Below are 11,939 nucleotides of genomic sequence, written 5' to 3'. Positions count from 1 at the left end.
CAATGAAAATTTTACAAAAAATGACCGCACTTTTAAGCGTGTTATTGTTCAGTATTTCGGCATTTTCCGCCATTGATGCGTTAAATTTCGACAATGCCAAACAAGAGCAGGACTATCACAGCCTGACGCAAGAGCTTCGTTGTCCGCAATGTCAAAACAACAATATTGCCGATTCCAATGCCACGATTGCGGTGGATATGCGGGGCAAAGTATTGGAGCTGTTAAAAGAAGGTAAATCCAAAGATGATGTAGTGAATTATATGGTGGAACGTTACGGCAATTTCGTGACCTATAATCCGCCGATGACGGCGGGCACGCTGATCTTATGGATTGCCCCGATTGCGTTGATTATATTTGGATTAGTTATTGTATTCCGCCGTAAACGCAGTTCAACCAATGTCGCTCAAATTGCTAAAACTGAAAAAAGAGCGGTGGAAAATCATGAAATTTCAGATCAATTAACCGCAGAGCAACAACAACGCCTAAACGAGATTTTGCATAAGGGACAACAATAATGAATTTATGGTTAATGGTTTTATTGCTTACCTTATTGGTTGCCTTAATCAGTTTTTATCCTCTGCTACGCAAGGCAAAAAACAGCAATATCGGTGTTGAGCGTGATGAACTGAACAAAGCCTTTTATTTTGATCGTTTAAAAGAAATCGAACGGGACGAACAGCAAGGTTTGTTGGATAATGTCGGTCAATTAAAAACCGAATTGCAGCAATCTTTATTGCAAGATATTCCCGAACAGGCAGAAAGTGCGGTTGAAAATCGCAAATCTTTCGGCAAACTCTGGTTTGCATCCGGTACGTTAGCCATTGCCATTATGGCCGGTATTGTGTATTTCTTTATCGGTTCCTGGAAAGGAGAAAGCCAGTTGGAGCAGCTTTATGCCAAACTGCCGTATTTTTATGAACGTATCAAACAGGAAGAAACCAATCCTTTAAGCCAACAAGAAATGGAACAATTTACCACCGCACTTCGCGTTCAATTGCAAAAACAGCCGAATGATGCAAAAGGCTGGTGGATGTTAGGCCAATTGGCAATGAATTTGGATAATGGGCAGCTGGCTTTTGACAGCTATGGTAAAGCTAACCAATTAGAACCGGAAAATCCGGAATATAAACTCAGCTATGCCCGCATTTTGATGTTCTCGGAAGATGGCAGCGATAAAACCAAAGGAGAAGCGTTACTCAAAGAAGTAATCCGCAAAGATCATACTAATTTAGATGCCTTAAGTTTGCTGGCATTAAATTATTTCAACAAAGAAGACTACAAAATGGCCATTGTTTCTTGGGCAATGATGCTGCGTTTAATGCCGGAAAATGACCCGAAAGTGCCGTTATTGGAAAAAAGCATTCGTTCCGCCCGCGATGTCTTAGCGGAGCAGGAGGCGGAAAAGCATAAACAACTTGTACCGCCGAGAGAAGAATAAACTAAAAGTCCCGTAAAATGGGACTTTTTTATAAAATTAATGTATTTTTATACAGTTTAGACAGATGATTTGCCTTTACCGCCGCTTTCCGGATCCTGTTTTACAATCGGCACACAGCTGCGACAGGCACCGTTATCGATCCCCGCCTCTTTGCAGAAAGAATTGTATTTAGCTAAGGCTCGTTTAAACCAGCTTTGCGGTTTTTCGGGTTTTTTCTGTTCGGCTTTTTTTTCTTCCATTTGCTTATCCTTTATTATTTTATTTCTGTTTTCATCGGTGGACATGATATGTCCTTCCCATTAATCACGGAAATTATTAAATTGGAACGGTTGTCCTAATTCCGCATTTTTCACTAATTGGATCACCGCTTGCAAATCATCACGGGATTTACCGGTGACACGCACCTGTTCGCCTTGAATTTGTGTTTGTACTTTTAGTTTGGAATCTTTAATCAATTTGGTGATCTTTTTCGCCATGTCGGTTTCAATTCCTTGTTTTAATTTAATTTCTTTGCTGTATGTTTTCCCGCTGTGTTCGTAGTCGGATGGAATATCCAACGAGCCGGATTCAATATTACGTTTGATACAAGCGTTGCGTAAAATATCTAATAATTGCTCTAATTGGAAGTCGGATTCGGTAGCGACTTTAATGGTTTCATTTTTTTCGTTCAACTCAATAATCGCTTCCACACCGCGGAAATCATAGCGGTTGGCTAAATCGCGATTGGCATTTTCCACTGCGTTGCGAACTTCGTGTAAGGTGATTTCAGATACAATATCAAATGATGGCATTTTTATTCTCCATTTTACTCTTTCAAGGGTTAAATTTAATTATTCAAAAGTCGGTCTTTCGCCGTTAAAATACATAAAAGTGCGGTCAAATCTGCGTAATTTACGCAAAATGGTGCTTTTGCCCGCACAATAGGTTTGGCGTGATAGGCAACACCTACGCCCGCTTCAAAAATCATCGCTAAATCATTGGCACCGTCACCGATAGCCACGATATTTTTACGTTCAATATTAAATTTTTGTGCCAGTTTTAACAAGGTGCTAGCTTTATATTTTGCATCAATGACATCGCCCAATACATTACCGGTCAGCACACCGTCGATAATTTCAAATCGGTTAGATACCGCATAATCCAATTTTAATAAATCTTTCAGATAGTCGGCAAAATAAGTAAATCCGCCGGATGCAATAGCGGTTTTCCAGCCGTGGCGTTGCAATTCTGCGATGGTTTCCTGCAAACCATCCATTAACGGCAGTTTTTCACGCACTTGTTGCAATATGTTTTCCGGGGCATTTTTTAATGTGCCTACCCGTTGACGCAAACTTTGTTCAAAATCTAATTCGCCTTGCATTGCACGTTCGGTTATAGCGGATACCAATTCACCGGTGCCCGCCAGTTTGGCGATTTCATCAATACATTCAATTTGAATGGCGGTGGAATCCATATCCATAATCAGTAAACCCGGTTGACTTAAACGGGCTTCTATTTCATCAAGCAAAGCAATGTCCAAATTCAATGAATGGGAAAACTCTACGAATTCTGCACGATATTCGCCTTTTAGTAATATCACAATATTGGAAATGACCTGCCAAGTGTCAAAACGATCGAATTTTTGACCGCACTTTGCTTCAAATTGATCTAATTTTGTCTGATTCAAGCTACTGCCGTAAAGAATAAAAAACATATAAATTCCATAATAGTAATGTTACAATCTTGTTAGTTTACATAATTTTTATCGGTTTTGGGGAATAACTTTGCATTTTACGAAAGAAAAAATGATGAAATCCGCCTTAATGTTGCTGATTGCGTTATGCTCGGTCGCTATTATGGTAGTGATTTTATTCGGTGTAAAGCAATTCAAACTTAGTTCGCAGCTGGCTAGCGTGAATCAAGTGGCAAATTTATCCCATGTGTTGGTGCGTCAGCAAGCGAATTTGTTTTCGATGCTGCTCACGAATAATGTCAAAACCGAACGCTTGGTAGAAAATTTAGATCATTTCAGCCAGGAAGAATTTGTGCTGGATGCATCCGTATACAGCAGTAACGGTGAACTGTTGGCTCAAAGTAATAATTCCTTAAATTTACGTAATCAATTAGGTTTGGACAGCGATGAGTTTTCCACCAATACACAGCAAATTGTCGAGCCTATTTACGCTAATAAAGCGGTGGCAGGATTTTTACGGGTCACCTTTGATACTCAATACGGTCAAACCACTCAATTTAAAATTAATCAGATTTTTCACCAACTTTATGGCGAATTATTGATTGTACTACTTGTGGGGATTTTGCTTGCCAGCAGCGTGCATTATTTTTTAAGCCACTACCGACGAGCCAGAAAATTGATTACTATTGAACCGCTGCCGCGAGCTGAGCGAAATAAATTGTCCGGCAGCCGGCGGTTTCACCGCAAACGTAGAAGAAGATAATAAAAAACCGCACTCGAATTTAAAAGTGCGGTTTATTTTTTATTAATTTTTCAAAAAATTAAGCTAATTTTTTGATTTGAGCAGATAATTTTGATTTGTGGTTTGCTGCTTTGTTTGCGTGGATTAAGCCTTTAGATGCCATACGATCCACTACTTTTTGCATTTCTACAAATGCCGCTTCTGCTGCTGATTTTTCACCTGCTGCAATGGCTGCATAAACTTTTTTAATGAAAGTACGCATCATTGAGCGTTGACTTGCATTGTGCTGACGGCGTTTTTCTGATTGAACCGCACGTTTTTTAGCTGACTTGATATTAGCCAAGGTCAAACTCCTAAGAATTTCTGTAATTAATTGATCAATAATAAAAAATTCGGTGAGACACAACCGAAAGTAACCATCGCTACTCTTGGAAAACACTTGATTAAGTGGCTCACTTCAACGATGTGGGCGGGATTTTAACAGTTTTTTTGCTTAGAATACAGAGTTTCTGTACAATTCCGTTAAATTTTTTTGCAAAGCCCGCATATCGGGCGTAAATCATAGAGTAAATATTTTGAGTAAACAACTATTGCGTTCCGGTATTGTGGTGAGTTCTATTACCTTGTTATCCCGTGTGTTAGGCCTTGTGCGTGATGTGGTGATTGCCAATATTCTGGGGGCGGGGGCTGCATCCGATGTATTCTTATTCGCCAATCGCATTCCTAACTTTTTACGCCGTCTTTTCGCAGAAGGGGCTTTTTCGCAGGCTTTTGTACCGGTGTTGGCGGAATATCGTAAAGAAGGCGATATGGATAAAACCCGTGAGTTTATCGCTAAAGTGTCCGGTACGCTGGGCGGTTTGGTGACTATTGTGACACTACTGGCGATGATCGGATCGCCTGTAGTGGCTGCGTTATTTGGTACGGGCTGGTTTATGGATTGGCTCAATAACGGCTCTGATGCGGAAAAATTTACACAGGCTTCGTTGCTCTTGAAAATCACCTTTCCTTATTTATGGTTTATTACTTTTGTGGCGTTATCCGGAGCCATTTTAAACACATTGGGGAAATTCGGTGTAATGTCCTTTTCGCCGGTGTTGCTGAATATTGCCATGATCGGCTCGGCAATTTTCTTATCGCCTTACACATCGTCACCAGATATTGCGTTGGCTATCGGGATCTTTTTAGGCGGTTTATTGCAGTTTTTATTTCAAATTCCTTTTTTGCGAAAAGCCGGTTTGTTGGTGAAACCAAAATGGGCGTGGCAGGATCCGGGGGTGAAAAAAATCCGTACATTGATGATTCCGGCGTTATTCGGCGTGTCGGTCAGCCAGATTAATTTATTGCTTGATACTTTTATCGCCAGTTTTTTAATGACCGGTTCAATCAGTTGGCTATATTATTCCGACCGTTTGTTGGAATTTCCCTTGGGATTGTTTGGTATCGCTATTTCCACGGTGATTTTGCCGACCCTTTCCCGTCATCACGTGAATCGCACCGACGATCAGGCACAAAGTGCGGTGGATTTTCGCAATACAATGGATTGGGGCGTGCGGATGATTCTGTTGCTCGGCATACCGGCAATGGTAGGGATTGCGGTATTGGCTCAACCAATGCTGTTGGTGCTGTTTATGCGTGGGCATTTTCAATTTTCTGATGTGCAGGCCGCAAGCCTGTCTTTGTGGGCGTTTAATGCCGGATTGCTCAGTTTTATGTTGATTAAAATTCTGGCTAACGGTTACTATGCTCGCCAGGATACTAAAACACCGGTGAAAATCGGGATTATCGCAATGATTAGCAATATGGTCTTTAATGGGCTTGCCATTTGGTTCGGCTATGTGGGGCTGGCCATAGCATCTGCAATGTCCGCCACACTTAACGCTTATTTACTGTATCGCGGTTTGGCCAAAGCTGATGTGTATCATTTCAGCAAAAAAAGTGCGGTGTTTTTTGCGAAAGTTTTAGTTGCTTCGGCGGTAATGGGCGGTTTGGTATGGTATTTCAGCCCCGCTTTAGACCAATGGTACGCAATGGCATTTTTCCATCGCGTATATTGGTTGGCGGGATTAATCGGTTTGGCGGCGGTGAGTTATTTTGTTTCCTTAATAATCCTCGGCATGCGCAAACATCATTTATTGGCGAAAGGCTAAAATCAACGTATAATAACCGTTTGTTTTATGATTGAATATTGAGAATATCAAGTAAATGCAGTTAATTCGCGGAATGTACAATTTGGCTGGTCAGTTTGTTGATGGTTGCGCTTTGACCATCGGCAATTTCGACGGTGTGCATCTCGGTCATCAGGCAGTGCTTAAACACCTGCGTGAAAAAGCCGACGAGTTGCATTTGCCTATGGTGGTAATGCTGTTTGAACCGCAAGCCCGTGAATTTTTTATGGGGGAAAATGCCCCCGCTCGTTTAATACGGTTGCGTGATAAGTTGCATTATTTAACTCAGGCGGGAGTGGATTATGTGATCTGCATCCGATTTAACCGCACTTTTGCGGATTTGCCCGCCGACGAGTTTATCCGTCAATTGTTGGTGGAAAAATTAAATGTGAAGTTTTTGAGTATGGGGGATGATTTCCGTTTCGGTACAGACCGCACGGGGAGTTTGTCACTGCTGCAACAAGCGGGCAGGCAATATGGCTTTACCGTGGAAGACAATAAAAGTTATTGTCTGCAAACCATCCGAGTAAGCAGCACCGCCATTCGTCAAGCCTTAGCCGATGATAATCTGGCTTTGGCACAGCAGTTGCTCGGACGGGCGTACAGCATTTCGGGCAGAGTGGCTCACGGTAATAAATTAGGCCGCACCATCGGATTTCCGACCGCCAATATTCTATTGCACCGCCAAGTGAATCCCGTCAAAGGGGTGTATGCGGTGAAAGTGCGGTTAAATTCCGGCGAGATTTTACAAGGCGTGGCCAATATCGGCAAGCGACCGACCATTCACGGTTTGAAGCAGTTGTTGGAAGTGTATATCTTTGATTTTGACCAAAATCTTTATGGACAAAAAGTAGAAGTGACTTTATGCTACAAAATCAGAGATGAAATTAAATTTCCGTCTTTTGACGAGCTGAAAATTCAAATCGGCAAGGATGTGGAAACGGCAAAAAATTATTTTTTAAATTTATAGTAACGTGGAATAAAAAAATGTCTAAAGAAACAGATTATAAGAATACTCTAAACCTGCCGGAAACCGGTTTTCCGATGCGTGGGGATTTGGCTAAACGCGAGCCGGGAATGTTGAAAAATTGGTATGAAAATAATTTATACCAAAAAATCCGTCAGTCATCGAAAGGCAAAAAATCCTTTGTTTTACACGACGGCCCTCCCTATGCCAACGGCACTATTCATATCGGTCACGCGGTAAACAAAATTTTAAAAGACATTATTGTGAAATCCAAAACGGCTTTGGGTTTTGACTCGCCTTATATTCCGGGCTGGGACTGTCACGGCTTGCCTATTGAGTTAAAAGTGGAAAGTTTGGTGGGTAAACCGAATCAAAAAGTGACCGCGGCAGAATTTCGTGCGGCGTGCCGCAACTATGCTGCCGAGCAAGTGGAAGGGCAGAAAAAAGACTTTATCCGTTTAGGCGTGTTGGGCGATTGGGATAACCCGTATCTTACAATGAATTTTGGCACTGAGGCCAATATTATCCGTGCATTCGGTAAAGCGGTGGCGAACGGTCATTTATATAAAGGGGCAAAACCGGTTCACTGGTGTTTGGATTGCGGTTCGTCTTTATCTGAAGCGGAAGTGGAATATGAAGATAAAGTATCACCGTCTATCTATGTGCGTTTTGTTGCAACAGACGAAAGTGCGGTAGAAAATAAATTTAATTTAACGGAAAAAGGTCAAGGCAGAATTTCTGCCGTGATCTGGACTACCACACCTTGGACATTACCGTCCAACAAAGCCGTTTCTATTCACCCTGATTTTGACTACCAATTAGTGCAATTCGGCGATGAACGTGTAATTTTAGTGAAAGAATTGGTGGAAGAAGTAGCAAAAGCCGTAGACGTGGAAAATTTCCGTGTGCTGGGTTCAGCCAAAGGTGCGGATTTGGAATTATTGCAATTCAATCACCCCTTCTACGCATACAGCGTACCGCTTATTTTAGGCGAACACGTGACTACCGACGGCGGTACCGGTTTGGTTCATACCGCACCGGATCACGGTCAAGACGACTATGTAGTGGCACAAAAATACAATATCGGTATGGCGGGATTAATCGGCAATGACGGTAAATTCAATTCCAACGTAGAATTTTTTGCCGGACTCGGTGTATTCGATGCTAACGGCAAAGTGATTGAAAAATTACAAGAAACCGGAGCGTTGCTGAAATTAGCTAAAATCAAACACAGTTATCCGCATTGCTGGCGTCATAAAACCCCGATTATTTTCCGTGCCACACCGCAATGGTTTATCGGTATGGAAACGCAAGGTTTACGCCAACAAGCCTTAAGTGAAATTAAGAAAGTACGCTGGATCCCGGATTGGGGTCAGGCCCGTATTGAAAAAATGGTAGAAAACCGTCCTGACTGGTGTATTTCCCGTCAACGTACTTGGGGCGTACCGGTGGCGTTGTTTATCCACAATGAAACGGAAGAATTGCACCCACGCACTTTAGAATTAATTGAAGAAGTGGCAAAACGTGTGGAACAACACGGTATTCAGGCTTGGTGGGATTTAGATACCAAAGAATTACTGGGCGACGATGCCGCGAATTACAAAAAAGTACCGGATACCTTAGATGTGTGGTTTGATTCAGGATCTACATTCTATTCGGTGGTGAAAAACCGCCCGGAATTTAACGGTCAGGAAGCGGATATGTATTTGGAAGGCTCCGATCAACACCGCGGTTGGTTTATGTCGTCTCTAATGCTTTCTACGGCTACCGATGGCAAAGCACCTTATAAACAGGTGTTGACCCACGGATTCACGGTGGACGGGCAAGGTCGCAAAATGTCAAAATCTATCGGTAATATTGTGACTCCGCAGGAAGTGATGGATAAATTCGGCGGCGATATTTTGCGTTTATGGGTGGCTTCCACGGATTACACCGGTGAAATGACGGTATCGGACGAAATTTTAAAACGTGCGGCGGACAGCTATCGCCGTATTCGTAATACCGCCCGTTTCTTGTTAGCGAACTTAAACGGTTTTGATCCGAAACGCGATTTAGTGCAACCGGAACAAATGATGGTCTTAGACCGCTGGGCGGTGGATTGCGCTTATCAGGCTCAAGCGGAAATCAAAGAGGCGTATGATAATTATCAATTCCACACCGTAGTGCAGCGTTTAATGAAATTCTGTTCGATTGAAATGGGTTCATTCTATTTGGACATTATCAAAGACCGCCAATATACCACAAAAGCGGACAGTTTGGCTCGTCGCAGCTGTCAAACCGCCTTATGGCATATTGCCGAAGCATTAGTGCGTTGGATTGCACCGATTTTATCTTTTACCGCAGACGAAATCTGGCATTACATTCCGGGCGAACGCAGTGAGTTTGTGTTCACGGAAGAATTCTACAACGGTTTATTTGCCTTAGACGACAATGAAACAATGGGCGATGCCTACTGGCAACAAGTGTTACAAGTGCGGTCGGAAATCAACCGGGTTTTAGAAACCGCCCGTAACGATAAAGTAATTGGAGCCGGTTTAGAAGCGGAACTCATGATTTATGCAAACGATGAATTGGCAGATTTATTGAATAAATTAGAAAATGAATTGCGTTTCGTATTGATTACATCAAAAGCGGAAGTTAAACCGTTGGCTCAAGCCGATGTCGCGGAAGGCGAATTAAAAGGCCTGGCAGTGAAAGTCATCCGTTCCGCCAACCATAAATGCCCGCGTTGCTGGCATTATTCCGACAGCAAAGACGAACAATCCTTATGTTCACGCTGTGAAGAAAATGTAAATGGCAGCGGCGAAGTAAGACGTTTTGCGTAAATTTGTAATGTAAAATCCTAGGGGCGTATTTGCATACGCCCCTACAAATTATATAGAGAATATTTATGGCCCCAAAATCAGGACTTTTGTTTCTTTGGTTAAGTGCGGTGGCTTTTTTGTTAGATTTAGCCACTAAATATGCCGTCGTACAGAATTTCCAACTATATGAAAGCATTAATATTTTACCGATTTTTGATTTGACCTATGTGCGTAACTACGGGGCGGCATTTAGTTTTTTAGCGGATCATTCCGGTTGGCAGAAATTCTTTTTTATCGGCTTGGCCTTGGTTATTTCTGCAATGCTGCTTTATTTCTTAGCTAAAAATCGAGTAGAGCAAAAATTACAAAACAGTGCTTATGCTTTAGTGATCGGCGGTGCTTTAGCTAATATGGCGGATCGGGCGTATAATGGATTTGTGGTAGATTTTCTGCATTTTTATTGGCAACAATGGAGCTATCCCGTGTTTAATGTGGCGGATATTGCCATCACTTGCGGGGTGGGTTTATTGATCCTGGATATGTTCAAAAATCCTGAAAATCACAAAAAGAGCGGTGAGAAAAAATGAAAATTATTTTAGCAAATCCCCGCGGTTTTTGTGCAGGAGTGGATCGTGCCATTAGCATTGTAGAATTAGCCTTAGAAATTCACGGCGCACCGATTTATGTACGTCATGAAGTGGTGCATAATCGCTTTGTAGTAAACGGATTACGTGATCGTGGAGCGATCTTTGTGGAAGAATTAGACGAAGTGCCGGACGGGGCAATCGTGATTTTCTCTGCTCACGGCGTTTCTCAAGCGGTACGACAAGAAGCCAAACGCCGTAATCTGAAAGTGTTTGATGCCACTTGCCCGCTGGTCACCAAAGTGCATATGCAGGTGGCTCGTGCCAGCAAAAAAGGCACCAAAGCGATTTTAATCGGCCACGAAGGTCATCCGGAAGTACAAGGCACAATGGGACAGTATGATAACCCTGAAGGTGGGATTTTCTTGGTGGAAGACGTAGCGGATATTGCGAAATTAGGTTTAAAGGATGATGAGAATCTTACCTTTATGACCCAAACCACGCTCTCCATTGATGATACCGTTGATGTCATCAAAGCACTAAAAGAAAAATATCCGGCCATTCAAGGTCCGCGTAAAAACGACATTTGCTATGCCACTACCAACCGTCAGCAAGCCGTACGGGATTTGGCAAAACAGTCGGATTTGGTTCTGGTTGTCGGTTCAAAAAATTCGTCTAATTCCAATCGATTGGCGGAATTGGCTTTTCGTATGGGCGTGCAATCGCAATTAATTGATGACGCTTCCGATATTGAACCGAGCTGGTTGGAAAATGTGAAAGCGATCGGGTTAACCGCAGGGGCATCGGCACCGGAAGTGTTAGTGCAATCTGTGATTTCCCGTTTGAAAGAATTAGGTGCGGATACAATCGAAGAGCTGGAAGGCAGCAAAGAAGACACCGTATTTGAAGTTCCGAGAGAATTGCGAATTAAAGAAATTAATTAAAAATTCAGTGCAGTTTTAACCGCACTTTTTTGTTTTTTTGTGATCTCGCTTCCAAAAAATAATCCTTAATTTGACCTTTTGTTGAGGTTCAGGCTGCGGATAGAAAAAATATATCCGTTGAAATTATTCAACGTATATTGATTATCTCCAACAAAAGGAAACATCATGAAATTAAAACAAATTTTAGTCAGTATTATTGCGTTCGGTACAATATTGGGTTCTACGACGGTTTCTGCCAAAATGCCGGAATCGGGTAAAGCGGAGCAGGTCGAACAAATGCAAAGTGCAGTGGTGAGTAGCGATAAAGTTAATATTAATACCGCGACTGCCGATGAATTGAAACGGGTTTTGGTCGGCATCGGTCAGAAAAAGGCAGAAGCTATCGTGCAATATCGCGAAAAGCACGGTTTGTTCACTGCACCGGAGCAACTACTTGAAGTGCAAGGCTTTGGCAAAGCAACGTTAGAGAAAAATAAAGATCGTATTTTATTCTAATCAGGTAAAGCGGAAACAATGAGTTTCCGCTTCAGACTACTGACAAACCCACTCCCGCTTTGCTTTTCAAAGCAATTTGATAAAAGTGGGTTTATCTTTTTACTTTTTTCACCTTTCTCTTGATA

General features: G+C 42.3%; 12 protein-coding genes and 1 pseudogene. 9 read left to right on the top strand and 4 right to left on the bottom strand.

What is annotated here, in order from left to right; genetic code table 11:
- Window positions 1-2 precede the first annotated feature (2 nt).
- Together EDC44_RS11155 and ccmI are read left to right on the top strand one after the other, a co-directional pair.
- The gene (locus EDC44_RS11155) at window positions 3-515 is read left to right on the top strand and encodes a cytochrome c-type biogenesis protein (protein ID WP_165870262.1); all 513 of its coding nucleotides are present in this window, start codon (window positions 3-5) and stop codon (window positions 513-515) included.
- Window positions 515-1,438: a c-type cytochrome biogenesis protein CcmI gene (gene ccmI / locus EDC44_RS11150; RefSeq protein ID WP_131978900.1), complete on the top strand. Its 924-nt coding sequence runs from the start codon at window positions 515-517 to the stop codon at window positions 1,436-1,438. Before EDC44_RS11155 ends, ccmI begins: the two co-directional genes overlap by 1 nt.
- Window positions 1,439-1,494: 56 nt before the next feature.
- On the opposite strand, the gene EDC44_RS11145 is transcribed toward ccmI, so the two are convergent.
- The 3 genes and pseudogenes from EDC44_RS11145 to serB all read right to left on the bottom strand — a co-directional run.
- Window positions 1,495-1,677 carry a DUF5363 family protein gene (locus EDC44_RS11145; protein WP_131978897.1) on the bottom strand — a complete coding sequence of 61 codons (183 nt, stop codon included), beginning with the start codon at window positions 1,675-1,677 and terminating at the stop codon, window positions 1,495-1,497.
- 60 nt (window positions 1,678-1,737) lie between these two features.
- The gene (locus tag EDC44_RS11140; protein ID WP_131978894.1) at window positions 1,738-2,229 is read right to left on the bottom strand and encodes a YajQ family cyclic di-GMP-binding protein; all 492 of its coding nucleotides are present in this window, start codon (window positions 2,227-2,229) and stop codon (window positions 1,738-1,740) included.
- Window positions 2,230-2,264: 35 nt separating this feature from the next.
- A pseudogene (gene serB / locus EDC44_RS11135) lies at window positions 2,265-3,125 on the bottom strand (phosphoserine phosphatase); the annotation flags it as partial.
- A 76-nt stretch (window positions 3,126-3,201) separates the two neighbouring features.
- Between serB and EDC44_RS11130 the strand changes: the two are divergent.
- Window positions 3,202-3,873 (top strand): YtjB family periplasmic protein, encoded by a 672-nt coding sequence (locus EDC44_RS11130; RefSeq protein ID WP_131978888.1) that lies wholly within the window; start codon window positions 3,202-3,204, stop codon window positions 3,871-3,873.
- 58 nt (window positions 3,874-3,931) lie between these two features.
- Here EDC44_RS11130 and rpsT read toward each other — a convergent pair whose 3' ends face one another.
- Complete coding sequence (gene rpsT / locus EDC44_RS11125; protein WP_131978884.1) at window positions 3,932-4,195, bottom strand: 30S ribosomal protein S20; 264 nt, start codon at window positions 4,193-4,195, stop codon at window positions 3,932-3,934.
- Window positions 4,196-4,427: 232 nt separating this feature from the next.
- Between rpsT and murJ the strand changes: the two genes are divergently transcribed.
- The 6 genes from murJ (at window position 4,428) to EDC44_RS11095 (ending at window position 11,814) form a co-directional block, all read left to right on the top strand.
- Complete coding sequence (murJ, locus tag EDC44_RS11120) at window positions 4,428-6,002, top strand: murein biosynthesis integral membrane protein MurJ (protein ID WP_131978881.1); 1,575 nt, start codon at window positions 4,428-4,430, stop codon at window positions 6,000-6,002.
- A gap of 55 nt (window positions 6,003-6,057) precedes the next feature.
- Window positions 6,058-6,990 carry a bifunctional riboflavin kinase/FAD synthetase gene (gene ribF / locus EDC44_RS11115; RefSeq protein WP_131978878.1) on the top strand — a complete coding sequence of 311 codons (933 nt, stop codon included), beginning with the start codon at window positions 6,058-6,060 and terminating at the stop codon, window positions 6,988-6,990.
- Between the two features lie 17 nt (window positions 6,991-7,007).
- Window positions 7,008-9,812: an isoleucine--tRNA ligase gene (gene ileS / locus EDC44_RS11110; RefSeq protein ID WP_131978875.1), complete on the top strand. Its 2,805-nt coding sequence runs from the start codon at window positions 7,008-7,010 to the stop codon at window positions 9,810-9,812.
- Window positions 9,813-9,877: 65 nt separating this feature from the next.
- Window positions 9,878-10,378 (top strand): signal peptidase II, encoded by a 501-nt coding sequence (gene lspA, locus EDC44_RS11105; protein WP_131978872.1) that lies wholly within the window; start codon window positions 9,878-9,880, stop codon window positions 10,376-10,378.
- The gene (gene ispH, locus EDC44_RS11100; protein WP_131978869.1) at window positions 10,375-11,319 is read left to right on the top strand and encodes a 4-hydroxy-3-methylbut-2-enyl diphosphate reductase; all 945 of its coding nucleotides are present in this window, start codon (window positions 10,375-10,377) and stop codon (window positions 11,317-11,319) included. Before lspA ends, ispH begins: the two co-directional genes overlap by 4 nt.
- 165 nt (window positions 11,320-11,484) lie before the next feature.
- Window positions 11,485-11,814 carry a ComEA family DNA-binding protein gene (locus EDC44_RS11095; RefSeq protein ID WP_131978866.1) on the top strand — a complete coding sequence of 110 codons (330 nt, stop codon included), beginning with the start codon at window positions 11,485-11,487 and terminating at the stop codon, window positions 11,812-11,814.
- The last annotated feature ends 125 nt before the right edge of the window (window positions 11,815-11,939 follow it).

Source organism: Cricetibacter osteomyelitidis (assembly GCF_004340985.1).
Taxonomy (GTDB): Bacteria; Pseudomonadota; Gammaproteobacteria; order Enterobacterales; family Pasteurellaceae; genus Cricetibacter; species Cricetibacter osteomyelitidis.
The sequence above is the reverse complement of the archived record's forward strand: the minus strand, read 5'-3'. Positions and strand labels throughout refer to the sequence as shown.

Coding starts and splice junctions, on each gene's coding strand:
- ispH (WP_131978869.1), top strand. CDS start 10,375: ATGAAAATTATTTTAGCAAATCCCCGCGGTTTTTGTGCAGGAGTGGAT.
- EDC44_RS11095 (WP_131978866.1), top strand. CDS start 11,485: ATGAAATTAAAACAAATTTTAGTCAGTATTATTGCGTTCGGTACAATA.
- EDC44_RS11140 (WP_131978894.1), bottom strand. CDS start 2,229: ATGCCATCATTTGATATTGTATCTGAAATCACCTTACACGAAGTTCGC.
- ribF (WP_131978878.1), top strand. CDS start 6,058: ATGCAGTTAATTCGCGGAATGTACAATTTGGCTGGTCAGTTTGTTGAT.
- ccmI (WP_131978900.1), top strand. CDS start 515: ATGAATTTATGGTTAATGGTTTTATTGCTTACCTTATTGGTTGCCTTA.
- EDC44_RS11145 (WP_131978897.1), bottom strand. CDS start 1,677: ATGGAAGAAAAAAAAGCCGAACAGAAAAAACCCGAAAAACCGCAAAGC.
- EDC44_RS11155 (WP_165870262.1), top strand. CDS start 3: ATGAAAATTTTACAAAAAATGACCGCACTTTTAAGCGTGTTATTGTTC.
- lspA (WP_131978872.1), top strand. CDS start 9,878: ATGGCCCCAAAATCAGGACTTTTGTTTCTTTGGTTAAGTGCGGTGGCT.
- ileS (WP_131978875.1), top strand. CDS start 7,008: ATGTCTAAAGAAACAGATTATAAGAATACTCTAAACCTGCCGGAAACC.